Here is a 14,833-nt window from a genome sequence, read left to right as displayed (position 1 = left end):
CTCAGGGAATGAGTTGCTCGCCGTCGTCGTCGATGATGCGGATGGCTTCGACGGGACAGACGCGGGCGGCGAACTTCGCGTCGAACTCCTCGTCTTCGGGGATTTCGCGGACGAACACGTCGTCGTCGGTCTCCTCGGCACCGTCGAGGTCGGCCTTTCCGGCGTCGAGATTCTTCTGGAACGCGTCCCACTCGTCGACACACTGGAAGATGCCGATACAGGTGTCTCGGTCGAACTCGACTCTCATAGCGAGGGTTTCCGCCGGGGCATACATAGCCCTGCCGACGCGGGACGGTACTTTTCGACGCTCGCAACGGAGTTCGAAACCCACGACAGGGTGCGACGTTCGCAACCGATTCGGGCGACAGAGACGAGTTCGAGTGACCCGCCCCGACCCGATGGCTTAAACCGAAAGACGGTCCAAGAGAGACCCAATGCGAACAGCGGACCTGACGGGCCTGCCGACGGGGATTCCCGAGGCCCTCCACGACGAGGGTATCGAGGAACTCTACCCACCGCAGGCCGAGGCCGTCGAGGCCGGCTTGACCGACGGCGAGAGCCTCGTTGCCGCCGTCCCGACGGCGAGTGGAAAGACGCTCATCGCGGAACTCGCGATGCTGTCGAGCGTCGCACGCGGCGGAAAAGCACTCTACATCGTCCCGCTCAGAGCGCTCGCGTCGGAGAAGAAAGCCGAGTTCGAGCGCTGGGAGGAGTACGGCATCGACGTGGGCGTCTCCACCGGGAACTACGAATCGTCCGGCGAGTGGCTTTCGTCCCGAGATATCATCGTCGCCACCTCCGAAAAAGTGGACTCGCTCGTCCGCAACAACGCGGCGTGGATGGACCAGTTGACCTGCGTCGTCGCCGACGAAGTTCACCTCGTCAACGACCGAAACCGCGGGCCGACGCTCGAAGTCACGCTGGCGAAACTCCGCCGACTCAACCCGAATCTGCAGGTGGTCGCACTGTCGGCAACTGTCGGCAACGCGGACGTCGTCGCCGACTGGTTGGACGCCGAACTCGTCCACTCGGACTGGCGACCAATCGACCTGAAGATGGGTGTCCACTACGGCAACGCCATCAACTTCGACGATGGAAGCCAGCGAGAAGTCCCCGTCGGCCGTGGCGAGCGACAGACACCGGCACTCGTGGCCGACGCTCTGGAGGGCGACGACGCCGACGACCAGGGCTCGTCGCTCGTCTTCGTCAACTCACGGCGAAACGCCGAGTCCGCCGCCCGGCGGATGGCCGACGTGACAGAGCAGTACATCACGGGCGACGAACGCGGCGAACTCGCGGAACTCGCCGCCGAGATACGCGATATCTCCGACACCGAAACCTCCGAGGACCTGGCGAAAGTGGTCGCGAAAGGCGCGGCGTTCCACCACGCCGGCCTCGCCTCGGAACACCGAACACTCGTCGAAGACGCGTTCCGTGACCGACTCATCAAGTGTATCTGCGCCACGCCGACCCTCGCTGCCGGCGTCAACACACCGAGTCGCCGCGTCGTCGTCCGCGACTGGCAGCGCTACGACGGCGACTACGGCGGCATGAAACCGCTCGACGTCCTCGAAATTCACCAGATGATGGGTCGTGCCGGCCGACCGGGACTCGATCCCTACGGTGAAGCGGTGCTGCTCGCCAAAGACGCCGACTCGCGCGACGAACTGTTCGAGCGATACATCTGGGCCGACGCAGAAGACGTGCACTCGAAACTCGCGGCCGAACCCGCGCTTCGGACGCACTTGCTCGCGACGATCGCGTCGGGATTCGCCCACACCCGCGAGGGACTGCTCGAATTCCTCGACCAGACGCTCTACGCGGCCCAGACCGACGACCCAGAACGATTAGGACAGGTGACAGACCGCGTCCTCGACTACCTCGAAATCAACGGCTTCATCGAATTCGAAGACCAGACGATTCAGGCGACGCCGGTCGGTCACACCGTCTCGCGCCTCTATCTCGACCCGATGAGTGCGGCCGAAATCATCGACGGTCTCGAATGGTCGGCGAAGCACCGAACCGAGAAACTTCGGGCGCTGGCGGGCGAGACGAGCGAGTCTTCGAAACGCGAGCGGGACTCCAAACCCGACGTAACCGCTGGATTCCAGAAGGCCAGCGAGATGGTCAACGCCGGTAGCGGAGACGAAGACAGCGACGACGACGGCGACGAACTCGAGTTCGAGACGGACATCACCTATCCGACGCCACTCGGTCTCTACCACCTCGTCTGCCGGACGCCGGACATGTACCAACTCTACCTGAAATCAGGTGACAGAGAGACGTACACAGAACTGTGCTACGAGCGCGAACCCGAGTTCCTTGGACGCGTTCCGTCGGAGTACGAAGATGTCGCCTTCGAAGACTGGCTCTCGGCCCTCAAGACGGCGCGACTCCTCGAAGACTGGGTCGGCGAAGTCGACGAAGACAGAATCACCGAACGGTACGGCGTCGGGCCGGGCGACATCCGTGGGAAAGTCGAGACGGCAGAGTGGCTGTTGGGCGCAGCAGAACGCCTCGCCAGCGAGTTGGACCTCGAAGCCGTGTACGCCGTTCGAGAAGCCAAGAAGCGCGTCGAGTACGGCGTTCGCGAAGAACTCCTCGACCTTGCAGGCGTTCGCGGCGTCGGTCGAAAGCGTGCCCGCCGTCTGTTCGAAGCAGGCGTCGAAACCCGTGCAGACCTGCGCGAAGCGGAGAAGTCACGTATCCTCGCGGCGCTCCGGGGACGGCGAAAGACCGCCCAGAACATCCTCGAAGCGGCAGGTCGGAAAGACCCGTCGATGGACGAGGTGGACGAATCAGACGCGCCGGACGACGCCGTCCCCGACGACGCGGGATTCGAGACGGCGAAAGAGCGCGCGAATCAGCAGGCCAGTCTGGGTGATTTCGAATGAGAGTCCTCGAAGCGCGAGCGACCGTCTCGGACCTCGACGCGTTCATCGCCACCGTCGGCGACGTCTCCGACGAGACCGACGCGACGATTCAGGCGTTCGACGCGCGGTTCGTCGTGGACAGAGACCACCTCGAACGGGCAGTCGAACTCGCAGACCGAGCAATCGCTCGCGGCAACGAAATCGCCCGCGATAGAGCCGTCGAGTTCATCCTCTACGCGAGCGGGCGGCGGCAAATCAACCGCGCGTTCGAGATGGGCGTCTCGGAAGGGACGGTTCCGGTCGTGATCGTCGTCGACGGCGGCGACGAAGACGACGCGGAGACGGCACTCTTCGACCGTCTGGACCTCGAACAGGCGAAGACGCTCGGCGAGTACGACGAGGAACTCGTTCGCGACTTCTTCGACATCGGTGCGGCTGAACTGACTGCTGCCGACGGTGACCTGCCGGCACTCGTCAAGGAGCGTGTCGCACTTCTCACAGTGGACCGCTAAGCAGAAACAAAACGTACATTATTTACAAAATCGGCCGTCGCCTGGTGATTTTTCCACTCGAAACAACCCCCTTCGAATTCTGAACTGAACCCCTTCGTTTCAACTGGAGAACAGGGGCGATACTCCCCCAGCGGGGCGTAGAAATCAGAGAAGTAGTCCCACCAGGATTCGAACCTGGGTCGTTGCCCCCAGAAGGCAACAGGATTGGCCACTACCCCATGGGACTTCGCATCATCTCGTAATTCACGGGTATTTGTAAACGTTGCGTGTCGGGAGGACCGTGTCATCGCTTCGCAGTCGGTCGGATAGACGTGTATAAACCGCCACCTATTTGCCCTCGTTCTATCCATTGTCGTGTATGTACGTCGGACGATTCGTCGTCGTCGGTCCCGGAATCGGTGCCTACCGCGTCTCCTCTCGGTCGTTCCCGAACCGTCAGGTCGTCGAGCGAGACGGAACGCTCACCGTCGGACCGACGCCAGACGCCCCGGAGACTGACAACCCCTACATCGCCTACAACTGCGTCCGCGAAGGCGGCGACTACGTCGTCGTCGGCAACGGGTCACAGGTCGACCCCATCGCGGAGAAACTCGACATGGGCTACTCCCCACGCGACGCCCTCGCGGAGATTCTGCTCGCACTCGACTACGAGAGAGACGACTACAACACGCCACGCATCGCTGGCGTCGTCGGTGCCGACGAAGCCTTCATCGGCATCGTCCGCAAGGACGCACTCATCGTCGAGGAAGTCGCAGAACCCACGCTCGTCGCAACCTACGAAGAAGACGACCCACGAGCGTTCGAGTTGGCCGCCGAGACTGCCGCCGACGCTGCTCGCGAACTCTACGACCACGAGTTCGAACACGCCGTCTGTGCCGCCGCCGCAACCGTCGGCGACGACGTCGAAACGGCGTTCTACAACGGCGAATAGACAGGTTCGAGCGAACGCAACGGTCTCTCCTCGGCCACGAACTTATCAATCAGGCAACCGTACTGAGAGTCATGCGTCTGGGCGTCATCTCGGACGTGCATGGAAATCTCCCTGCACTCGATGCCGTACTCTCGGACATGCCACCAGTCGATACCATCGTCTGCGCCGGCGACGTCGTCGGCTACAATCCGTGGCCCGACGCGTGTGTCACCGAACTCTCGAACCGAGACATCCCAACCATCTCTGGGAATCACGACCGAGCGGTCATCGAGGGGACGGGGTTTCGGTTCAACAGTCTCGCCGCCGCAGGTGTCGATTTCGCCCGCGACGAACTCTCACCGTCGTCACTCGATTGGCTCAGGTCGCTTCCGGAGCGTCGAACCCTCGCCGATGGGCGCGTCACACTCGTCCACGGCCACCCGAGCGACCCGGACCGCTACACCTACCCCGACGACTTCTCGCCCGCGCTCTTGTTCGGCGAAGAGTTGCTCGTGCTGGGTCACACCCACATTCAGAGCCACCGCATCTTCGACGAAGGTATCGTGTTGAATCCCGGAAGTGTCGGCCAACCACGTGACGGCGACCCACGGGCCGCCTACGCCGTCGTCGACGTGGACGAGATGGTCGTCGACGAACACCGCGTCGGATACGACATCGACCGTGTCGCAGAACGCGTCCGTGAGGTGGGATTACCGGAACGAATCGCGACGCGTCTCTACGAGGGTCGGTGAGCGAGAGAAGACGACGAACGCCCCGGAAGTCGCTCAGTTCGAGACGGGACGGAGTGTCGCCGAGAAGTGGCGAAGCTCTTTCATCGGCGGTTCTTCGACGATTTCGAGGCCATCGTACTCGTGGGCCGTCTCCATCACCTTCCCCGCCGTCTCCGCGATGTGTTCGAGGTGTTCGAGGCTGTAGGTCCGGCGGGGAAGTGCGAGACGGACGAGGTCAGGGCGGTTCGTCCCGGGGAAGGCGAATCCGCCGAGTTCGACGCCACGAACGCCACCTTCGCGATAGAGCGCGCAGACGAGTGCCTGCCCCGGATACTGGTCTTTCGGAATGTGCGGGAACATCTCGCCGGCGTCGAGGTAGACGGCGTGGCCACCCGTCGGGAGATAGACGGGAACGTCTTCTTCTGAGAGCAAGTCACCGAGTTCGGCCACCTGTTCGACGCGGTCACGCACGTACGGTGGCGTGACTGCTTCGCGGAGACCGACGGCCATCGCCTCGATATCGCGCCCCGAGAGGCCACCGTAGGTTGGGAAGCCTTCGAAGAGAATCGCCCGCTGTTTGGCGTGTTCGAAGATGGTCTCGTTGCGCATGGCGGTGAATCCGCCGATGTTGACGAGCGCGTCTTTCTTGCCGGACATGGTGATGGCGTCGGCGTGGGCGAACTGCTCGCGAGCGATCTCGGCGACAGACCGGTCTTCGTAGCCTGCTTCGTTTGCTTTGATGAAGTGGGCGTTCTCTGCGAACCGGCAGGCGTCGATGACGAACAGCGCGTCGATGTCTTTGGCGAACTCAGCCACTGCACGGATGTTCGCCATCGAGACGGGCTGGCCGGCGACGGAGTTGTTCGTAATCGTCTGGACGACCACTGGAATCGCGTCTGCACCGACTTCTTCGACGAGTGCGTATCCGGCGTCGATGTCGAAGTTCCCCTTGAACTTCTCGTTCGAGTTCGGGTCGCGGGCGGCGGGCGACGGACAGTCGACGGGTTCTGCACCCTGATTGACGACGTGTGCCCGCGTCGTGTCGAAGTGCGAGTTGTTCGGAACCACGTCGCCTTCTTCGAGGAGAACGCCGTAGAGGACGTTCTCCGCGCCGCGGCCCTGATGGGTCGGGATGACGTACTCGAATCCCATCACGTCGTGGACGGATTCTGCGAGTCTGGCGAACGACTCACTTCCGGCGTACGCTTCGTCGCCGCGAATCATCGCGGCCCACTGCTCTGCGGACATGGTTCCGGTTCCAGAGTCGGTCAGTAAGTCGATGTAGACGTCGCGGGCGTCGAGATTGAAGACGTTGTACCCTGCCCGCTCGAGGGCGGCCTCTCGTTCCTCACGAGACGGGAGTTCGATGGGTTCGACCATCTTTGCCTTGTACGAGCGCATACCAGAGACACACCCGCGAATGTGAAGAAGGCTGTAGGCGGAAAAACGCGGGACTGCGACCGTTTCTCACCGTTCGTGGACGAGAATGTACATCGGTGTCTTCAGCGACGTGATACGCTGTGAGACGGTGAAAACGCCAATCGAGACGAGAGGGTGAGTGAAATCGGCCGCTCAGTGGCCCGTTGGAGACGCCTTAGAATTCGCCCTGAATGATTTCGAGTGTCTCTTCGCGGTCACCCCACGCGACGAAGATTGCGACAGACGTCGCGGAGGTGATGACGTCGTGGATGTTGATGCCGGCGTCGGCGAGCGGTTCGACGATGTCGAAGATGACGCCCGGTCGGTTCGGGAGTTCGCCACCGGTGACGCGGACGACGGCGATGTCGTCTTCGACGGTGACAGACGAGAGCGCGTCGTCGGCGACGACGCGGTCGTGAAGGACCGCTTCGGCCCGGTTTGCCTCGTCTTCGAGGACGTAGAACGTGATCGAGTCCATTCCCGAGGCGACCGAATCCACGTTGATATCTTCTTCCCAGAGCGCCGTCGAGAGGTCCGCGAGGATGCCCGGTCGGTTGCGAATCGCACGCCCCGCGACGGTGAGGCAGGCGAGCGGTTCTTCCTGCATGTCGATGAGATTGTGGAACTCGCCTTCGATGAGCGTCCCACCGGTTAGCAGGTCACCGTGTTGGTAGTGGACGACGCGAACGTCGAGCGCTTCGTCTTTGTACGACAGCGCAGAGGGGGCGACGACTTCCGCGCCACGGAACGAGAGGTTTCGGAGTTCGTCGACGGTGATTCGGCCGACGTTACGGGCACCTTCGACGACCCGTGGGTCGCCCGTCATGACGCCTTCCACGTCGGTCACGATGACGACTTCGTCGGCGTCCATATACTTGCCGAGCATGACGGCGGTGGTGTCCGAACCACCGCGACCGAGCGTCGTAATCTCGCCGTCGATGGTCTGTGCGAGGAATCCCGTGATGACCGGGACGACGCCGTCTAACTCCTCGGCGAGTTCAGCGGCGCGTCGTTGGGTCTCTTCGACGTCGACTTCGCCCAGTTCGTTCGTGATGACCGGCCAGTCGTCTGCACCGGGTTCGACGAACAGTGCGTTGACGCCGCGAGCGGCGAGGGCCGCCTTGAGCATCCGGACACTCGTCCGTTCGCCCATCGACACGATTTCGGCGCGGTCCTTGTCGTCCGCTTCGAACTTGATTTCGTTCAACAGGTCGTCGGTCGTCGACCCCATGGCGGAGGCGACGACGGCGATCTCGTGGCCTTTCTCGACTGCCGCAGCGATAGAGTCCGCGGCGCGATTGATTCGGTTTCCACTCCCGAGTGACGTGCCGCCGAACTTCGCGACTACGCGCATCGTCCCTCCGATACGGGTCGCTTCGACGGTTGGTGCTCAGTCATGCGGTTGGCTAACGCGGGGGAACGTATAACTATGTCCTCTTTTTCAACGGTTGCCGACTTTCCGAGATTCGGGGACGAGACGGTCCCACTCTGTCGTCTCCCTGTACGGAGGTTTATGAACGATGGAGCGGAACGAAGAGATATGGAAGTCAGAGACGCCGTCGACTCCGACGCCGAGGCACTCGCCGCCATCGCCGACGCGCCGACACGAGCGATGCGTCGGTTGATTCGCGACCGAACCGTTCGGGTCGCGACGGACGACGCCGGTGCCGACCCAAACGTCGACGCACCGGCGGCGGACACCCCGATTCTCGGCTTCGTCGGCTTCGACGTTCGAGACGGCGTCGTCCACGTCACGCGTCTCGGTGGGACCGAAGACGCCACACGTCGCCTCCTCGAAGAACCCCTCCGCTTTGCGAGCGTCGAGGGACTTCCAGTCGAGGTACTCGTCGTCGAAGACGAACCGGCGCTTCGCGCGGCAGTGAAACACGCTGGATTCGAACGCGTCGGTGACGGGCCACGGTTCGATGGCTATCCGACGATTCGGTACCGGCTCACTGAAACGACGTAATCGGCCGCCTTCGAACACCGGCCAGTGAGACTCGTCGGAGTTCATACATAGGAGGATTTCGTTGATGACTGCATGACAACGATACACGACAGTCGCCCAGTCGAGGTGAGTTAGTCGTGACCTCCGCACAGGGCATCTTCGTGTCCATCGCGGGGACGAATCCGGTGATGCAAGGACTCGTCGGCGGACTCTTCATCGCCTTCCTGAACATGCTCGGGGCGCTGTTGATTCTCGTCTGGCGCGACCCCTCGAAGCGCTCACTGGATACGCTGCTCGGATTCGCCGCGGGCGTCATGCTCGCCGCGAGTTTCACGAGTCTCATCCTTCCGGGCATCGAGGCGGCCGGAGGAAATCCGCTCCCAGTCCTCGTCGGGTTCGTCATCGGCGTCGTCGTCCTCGACCAGGCAGACGTGTGGATTCCCCACGTTCACATTCTCGTGACCGGTCGGACTCGCACAGACGTCACAGAGCCTGACCGAAAGATGGCCTCGGTCATCCTCTTCATCGTCGCCATCACCATCCACAACATGCCCGAAGGGCTGGCAGTCGGCGTTGGCTTCGGGTCGGGCGACCTGAGCACGGCCATCCCGTTGATGCTGGCTATCGGCATCCAGAACATTCCCGAAGGGTTAGCCGTCTCGATCGCCGCCGTCAACGCCGGATTGCGAAGTACGACCTACGCGACGTTCGCAGGCATTCGAGCGGGACTCGTCGAGATTCCGCTCGCAGTCCTCGGCGCGTGGGCCATCCAGTACGCATCGGCACTGCTCCCGTACGCGATGGGGTTCGCGGCGGGTGCGATGTTGTTCGTCATCTCCGACGAAATCGTCCCAGAGACCCACGCAGGCGGCAACGAACGGCTGGCGACGTTCGGGACGATGGCCGGCGTCGTCGTGATGCTCTATCTCGACATGGCTCTCGGATAGACCGGTGTCGTGACGTGAGAAATTCACCCTGAAACGGGTGAACGCAGGAGGTTCGAGTGGAAATGAAGGGGTTGAGAGTGGAAACAGAAGGGATTGAAAGTAGAAATGAGGGGATTGCGAATGAAAACAGAGAGGTTGCGAGTGAAAACGGGAGGTTACGAGTGAAAACGGGAGGTTACGAGAACTTTCTGACCGTCATGTTCAGCGTGTCGAGGTCGACGATGGGCGCGTATCCCGAGTCGGGGTCGATGTTGACGGACTTCTGGAAGTCGGTCTGGGCCTGCCAGCACCCGGAGTTGACCGCGAGGACGTTGTGGTACTTCCCCCAGCCGAGTTTGTGGACGTGGCCGGTGTGGAAGATGTCCGGCACGTCCTCCATGACGAGATAGTCGAGTTTCTCGGGTGCGAGACGGGTGTGGCCGCCGAACTGCGGTGCGACGTGTCGCTTCTTCAGGAGTTGGTACATCGCCTTGTGCGGTTCGTCGTAACTCGCCTTTTCAGCGGGGAGTTCGGCGATGACCTCGTCGAGCGAGACGCCGTGGTACATGAGAATCTTGACGCCTTCGAGCGTCACCATCGACGGATTACTCGTGATGTGCGCGTCGTGCGCCGACATGATGTCGCGAAGGTTGTCGTCGAATCCGGGTTGCGGTTCTGCGAGGCGAACCGCGTCGTGGTTCCCCGGAATCATCACGATATCGAGGTCGCCGGGAACCGATTTGAGGTGTTCAGAGAACGCTCGATACTGGTCGTAGATGTCGATGACGTCGAGTTCTTCGTCCTGATTCGGGTAGACGCCGACGCCTTCGACCATGTCGCCGGCGATGAGGAGATACTCGATGTTCTCGGCTTCGTCTGTGTGAAGCCAATCGGCGAACCGATTCCACGCGTCTTCCATGAACTCCTGACTGCCGACGTGGACGTCGGAGATGAGCGCCGCCTGCACGTGACGGTCTGCAGTGTTCGGACGGTAACTTCGCGGAACGTCCGGGAAGTGCATCGAATCGACGAAGAGGATGCCCGCGTCGCCCGAGAGCGTCCCTTGAACGGCGATACACTCGTCCAAGAGAAGTTCGTTCACGTTCGCCGCGATATCTTTGTCCTTCATCACGAGACACGGGAAGGTTCCAGTCGTGTCTTCGAGGTCGATTATCCAGTGGCCGCTCTTAGTCGACCGAACGTCGTCGACGAGGCCGATGAGTTCGGCGTCTTCCCCACCGGACATGTTCGAGATTGCTTTTGCAGGCCGGTGATTGACCCGCCCCCGAAGCATCTTCGAGAGTTTCTCGTACCTATCACGGAACACCTTCACGAAGTCGTCGTACTCGCCGGTCCCGGTCGACTGCCCGGTCATATCGTTCGCAATTACGAGCGACCGAAGTGTGGGGTCCGTGTTTCGTCCGCCTGTCACCCCCTGTGTTTCAGGTGGAGTTGTACCAGTGACAGTATCGTCACCGTCTCTCGATGTTGCATCGGAAATAGGGGGGTCTCCTGAAGTCGAGTCGTTCGGAGATTCGGTCCCCGGCGGGTCCGCCGCAGGTGCAGACGCCAGCACCGCACGGACGTGGTCGGTCGTGATACGAAGCGCGTCGTCTGGAACCGAGTCGACGACTCGCGCGAGTGTCACACTCGGGTCGTCTGACCCGGCGATGAGCGTCACGGCCTCGCGTTCGGCGTTGTAGCCGTGACTGACGAGGGCCCGAACGATGCGCGCCGGCGTCTCCAGTGGCACACGCCGAAATCGGCGGAGGGGAGCAAAAAGGATGCCGAAACCCAGAACGTTGAAACCCAGTCCGGGTAAAGTGGGGAGTAATGAGCGCCGACGACGACCGCCCGCCGTTCTCCAAGTCACCGGGCGGTCCCGACCGCGACGAAGGAATTCTCGAACGACTTCGGACGGCGGACGACGGACCGCTCCTGTTCATTCGAGAAGCGTTGGTCAGCGCACTCGCAGTACTAGCCGTCGGCTTGCTCCTGTTCGCTATCAGCGGCGTGTGGCCACCCATGGTCGCCGTCGAGAGCGGGAGCATGGAACCACACATGCACAGAGGTGACCTCGTGTTCATCACGGGTCCCGAACGCTACGCTCCCGACGCTGCCGTCTCGGGAACCTCGGTCGTCACCGCCGAAACCGGTGCAGAAGTCGGCTATCGGACGTTCGGTGACGCGGGGAGCGTCATCGTCTACGACAACCCAGGTGTCGGGGGGCCACCGATCATCCATCGGTCGATGCTCTGGGTCGAAGCAGGAGAAAACTGGTACGACAGAGCCAACCCCGACTACATGTCGGCGTCCAACTGCGAGCAACTCGCTCACTGTCCAGCACCCTACGACGGGTTCATCACCAAAGGCGACAACAACCCTCGCTACGACCAGGTGAGCGGCATCAGCGAACCAGTCCGAGCCGAATGGGTCCAAGGCGTCGCACGCGTCCGCATCCCGTTCCTCGGTTGGGTTCGTCTGACTCTCGCGAGTACGATGTCGTCGGCGACACCGATGAACCCCGTTCCAGTTCCACTGGAACACGTACCGAGTCCTGCCGAACCCGCTGGCTCGAACCACGTTGCAGCACCGTCGCTGGCAGCGTAGAGTGCGGTAAAACGTTCGTCTCTTTCTCGTTCCAGAATCAGTTGTCGAACCGTGCTTGCACGAACGGTTGGGCGCTCTCGATATCTCCGAGCCGTGAGTCCGTCAGCAAGACGGCTTCCGTCTCGTCGATGGGGACAGAGAGGCTGATCTCCTTGGTTCGGCCGTAGCGACCCTTGGAGACGACGACAGCGTTAACGATGCCGAGCATGTCGAGTTCAGAGATGAGGTCGGTGACGCGGCGCTGGGTGAGCACGTCGGCGTCGATCTCCTCGCAGAGGCGTTTGTAGATGTTGAACACCTCGCCGGTGTTGATGTTGCGAACGCCGTTCTTCTCGAGGAGGATGATCGCAAAGAGGACGATTTTCGACTGCGTCGGAAGCGTTCGGACGACTTCGACGACTCGGTCGAGTTCGATTTTGTCCTGTGCCTGCCGGACGTGTGCCTCTTCGACGGTGTCGGCCTGCCCCCGTTCGGCGAGTTCGCCTGCAGTTCGGAGTAAATCGAGTGCACGGCGAGCGTCACCGTGTTCCTGTGCGGCGAATGCGGCACACAGCGGGATGACGTCGTCGGTCAGCGCACCGTCTTTGAAGGCCACGTCGGCGCGGTGCTGAAGGATGTCGCGGAGTTGGTTCGCGTCGTACGGTGGGAAGACGATTTCTTCCTCACCGAGACTCGATTTGACCCGCGGGTCGAGGAAATCTGTGAACTTCAGGTCGTTCGAGATACCCATGATGGAGATACGCGAGTTCTCCAGTTCTGAATTCATTCGAGAGAGGTTGTAGAGCGTGTCGTCGCCGGATTTTTCGACGAGTTTGTCGATTTCGTCGAGCATGATGACGACCACGCGTTCTTTGTAATCGACGGCGTCGAAGAACGTCGTATAGACGCGGTCTGTCGGCCACCCCGTCATCGGTACCGTCTCCATCTCGTCTGCGTCGGTCGAGAGTTCCTCTGCGCGTTCGTCGATCTCGGCGATCGAGTCGTACGGTGTGTCTTCGAGGGCGTTCGGGTCTTCGGTTGCCCGCGTGCGCATCTCGTCTAGTCGGTCGAGTTCCGCGTCGATGCGCTCGAAGTTTTTCTCGATGAACTTGTTCGCGAGTTGGGCGAGGACGCGATACTGCGTGTCCGTCACCTCACAGTTGATGTACTCGACTTCACACGGAACGTCGTACTTCTGCGAGGTCGATTCGAGTTCCTGACTGACGAACTTCGCACTGGCGGTCTTTCCGGTCCCGGTCTTTCCGTAGATGAGGATGTTCGAGGGCGTCTCGCCTCTGAGGGCCGAGACGAGAATCGTCGCCATCTGGTTGATCTGGTCGGTACGGTGGGGGAGCTCGTGCGGCGTGTACGACGGGCGGAGAACCTCTTTGTTCTCGAAGATGGGTTCACCGGCGAGCAAGTCGTCGAAGAGGCCTTTCGCCCCTTCGTCGTCGCTCAGAACGACTTTGTCCAGCCCCACCTCGGGGTCTTTGTGTTTGTCGACATCACCAGACGGCGTCTGGCTATCTGTCGGCGTTCCTCCGTCGACATCGCCGGACTGCGTCCGGTGGGCCGACGAACTCTGCTCGTCGGCATCGTCATCGGGTACCACACCGTCCGGGCCGATGCTCGCTTGAATGTCGATATCCTCTGCGGAGACGTCGGCCGCCGCCCCGTTGGAGCGAACGTCCGGGTCGTCCGCCGAATCGGTGCCCTCATCCTGCCGGTTATCACCTCGTGGTGTATCGTCCTCGTCCATCGTGTGTGCCCCCTCGTTTCAAGTGGAATGGTCGCCCAAAACGGCCCATGTAGAGTCTGAAGCCGGTGATGCCCGGCAACTACTCCGAAAGCCACAGAAGGCGATTCCAGATGATGCAAAGGAACCAAACGAACAGTTGGTACAAAAATCTTACTTCTCCGACTCGTCAACCACATGAACTCCCGAAAATCGGCAGACGCGATTGATTTCGTTACGAGAATACGACACGACACGTCCGGAGGCAATTGTGTCGAGCGTTGCGAACATCGTTGCGAGCATCATTGTGAACATGGTTGCGAACCTCACAGCTGACATCACTGCGAATCATCACTGCGAAACATCACTGTGAACCTCACTGTGAATATCAGGGGGAAGACTATCGACGACACCCACATAGACGGTGTATCGAACCGGTCGAGGCGGACGAAACGGTAAAAATCCGCCAGAACTGCACGCGGTGAACTGCTTCGACTGGAAGTGATGCCATCTCGTTCGAGTCCAGGTACTGAACTCGATTCAAAGCTCTGTGGTTTCGGTCCACTCGTGTATCTCGGGGGCGAGGGTATCGTGTCGAGAGCACCGAGGGTGCCGATGGTCGATTGGAGGTGCCGAAGAGAAGTGACCGAAGTTTACGAGGCGCGCGCAAGCGCGAATCGAGTCGAAATATCCGCGGATGGTTCTCGAGACGTGCATCCACAGGGTTGGGACGAGAACGTTGACGTGGACTATCCAACAAAACTGAGTGTCTTCAGACGATCGAGCAGCCGAAATTGCCCCTGTTACCTGTGTGCCGAGTCGAAAAATTGGAGGCACAGACCCCTTCATTTCCTGTGGAACGGACGAAAATAGGCTATCGAATAATTCAGCGGGTAGAGCGCTTCTCTGATGGATGCAACCCCCCTGTTTCGCGTCGAAATAAGTGGTCGTTCTCCAGTTCGACGGGAAACCCCTGTGTCGTGGATGCCCCACACCCCTTTGTTTCGATTGGAGACGAAAACACGGGTGGTGGGGGTCTCGGGTGTATCTAGAAGCAGGTGGTTTTATTACACGTAACCTGTTACCATACCCGTAGTAGAGAAGAATACGTTATTATTGGGGCCGTTTTCTCTAGAATTAACATCCAACCGCCGTCTAGCGGTTCCACCCCACCCACCCTCTCGGGGCGT

12 protein-coding genes and 1 tRNA gene are annotated in these 14,833 nt (G+C 61.1%); 7 read left to right on the top strand and 6 right to left on the bottom strand.

The window, feature by feature from the left end; all coding sequences use genetic code 11:
• Position 1 precedes the first annotated feature (1 nt).
• Positions 2-247 carry a ferredoxin gene (locus ACK3SC_RS00560; protein WP_416838187.1) on the bottom strand — a complete coding sequence of 82 codons (246 nt, stop codon included), beginning with the start codon at positions 245-247 and terminating at the stop codon, positions 2-4.
• A 187-nt stretch (positions 248-434) separates the two neighbouring features.
• Here ACK3SC_RS00560 and ACK3SC_RS00555 point away from each other — a divergent pair, with 187 nt between their 5' ends.
• Positions 435-2,894, top strand: a complete 2,460-nt coding sequence (locus tag ACK3SC_RS00555) for an ATP-dependent DNA helicase (protein WP_416838186.1) — start codon at positions 435-437, stop codon at positions 2,892-2,894.
• Positions 2,891-3,385 carry a KEOPS complex subunit Cgi121 gene (gene cgi121, locus ACK3SC_RS00550; RefSeq protein WP_416838185.1) on the top strand — a complete coding sequence of 165 codons (495 nt, stop codon included), beginning with the start codon at positions 2,891-2,893 and terminating at the stop codon, positions 3,383-3,385. Before ACK3SC_RS00555 ends, cgi121 begins: the two co-directional genes overlap by 4 nt.
• Before the next feature lie 153 nt (positions 3,386-3,538).
• Here cgi121 and ACK3SC_RS00545 read toward each other — a convergent pair.
• A tRNA-Gln gene (locus tag ACK3SC_RS00545) sits at positions 3,539-3,611 on the bottom strand.
• A 132-nt stretch (positions 3,612-3,743) separates the two neighbouring features.
• Between ACK3SC_RS00545 and ACK3SC_RS00540 the strand changes: the two genes are divergently transcribed.
• Complete coding sequence (locus ACK3SC_RS00540; RefSeq protein ID WP_416838184.1) at positions 3,744-4,316, top strand: IMP cyclohydrolase; 573 nt, start codon at positions 3,744-3,746, stop codon at positions 4,314-4,316.
• Positions 4,317-4,387: 71 nt separating this feature from the next.
• Positions 4,388-5,047: a metallophosphoesterase family protein gene (locus tag ACK3SC_RS00535; protein ID WP_416838183.1), complete on the top strand. Its 660-nt coding sequence runs from the start codon at positions 4,388-4,390 to the stop codon at positions 5,045-5,047.
• A 33-nt stretch (positions 5,048-5,080) separates the two neighbouring features.
• Here ACK3SC_RS00535 and ACK3SC_RS00530 read toward each other — a convergent pair whose 3' ends face one another.
• Positions 5,081-6,427 (bottom strand): tryptophanase, encoded by a 1,347-nt coding sequence (locus ACK3SC_RS00530; protein ID WP_416838182.1) that lies wholly within the window; start codon positions 6,425-6,427, stop codon positions 5,081-5,083.
• Positions 6,428-6,620: 193 nt separating this feature from the next.
• Positions 6,621-7,799, bottom strand: coding sequence for an aspartate kinase (locus ACK3SC_RS00525; RefSeq protein ID WP_416838181.1), 1,179 nt, complete (start codon positions 7,797-7,799; stop codon positions 6,621-6,623).
• Positions 7,800-7,985: 186 nt separating this feature from the next.
• Here ACK3SC_RS00525 and ACK3SC_RS00520 point away from each other — a divergent pair, with 186 nt between their 5' ends.
• A complete protein-coding gene (locus ACK3SC_RS00520) occupies positions 7,986-8,414 on the top strand; it encodes a hypothetical protein (protein ID WP_416838180.1) in 429 nt (142 codons plus the stop codon).
• 167 nt (positions 8,415-8,581) lie between these two features.
• The gene (locus ACK3SC_RS00515; protein ID WP_416839911.1) at positions 8,582-9,340 is read left to right on the top strand and encodes a ZIP family metal transporter; all 759 of its coding nucleotides are present in this window, start codon (positions 8,582-8,584) and stop codon (positions 9,338-9,340) included.
• Positions 9,341-9,515: 175 nt separating this feature from the next.
• Here ACK3SC_RS00515 and ACK3SC_RS00510 read toward each other — a convergent pair whose 3' ends face one another.
• The gene (locus tag ACK3SC_RS00510) at positions 9,516-11,072 is read right to left on the bottom strand and encodes a DNA-directed DNA polymerase II small subunit (RefSeq protein WP_416838179.1); all 1,557 of its coding nucleotides are present in this window, start codon (positions 11,070-11,072) and stop codon (positions 9,516-9,518) included.
• Positions 11,073-11,218: 146 nt separating this feature from the next.
• Between ACK3SC_RS00510 and ACK3SC_RS00505 the strand changes: the two genes are divergently transcribed.
• Positions 11,219-11,929 carry a S26 family signal peptidase gene (locus tag ACK3SC_RS00505; protein ID WP_416839910.1) on the top strand — a complete coding sequence of 237 codons (711 nt, stop codon included), beginning with the start codon at positions 11,219-11,221 and terminating at the stop codon, positions 11,927-11,929.
• Between the two features lie 37 nt (positions 11,930-11,966).
• Here ACK3SC_RS00505 and ACK3SC_RS00500 read toward each other — a convergent pair whose 3' ends face one another.
• Positions 11,967-13,667, bottom strand: a complete 1,701-nt coding sequence (locus tag ACK3SC_RS00500) for a Cdc6/Cdc18 family protein (RefSeq protein WP_416838178.1) — start codon at positions 13,665-13,667, stop codon at positions 11,967-11,969.
• Between the last annotated feature and the right edge of the window lie 1,166 nt (positions 13,668-14,833).

The sequence above is a fragment of the Haloferax sp. DFSO52 genome (genome assembly GCF_048158745.1).
Taxonomy (GTDB): domain Archaea; phylum Halobacteriota; class Halobacteria; order Halobacteriales; family Haloferacaceae; genus Haloferax.
Note: the sequence above shows the minus strand (reverse complement) of the source record. Positions and strands in the feature narration are given on the sequence as shown.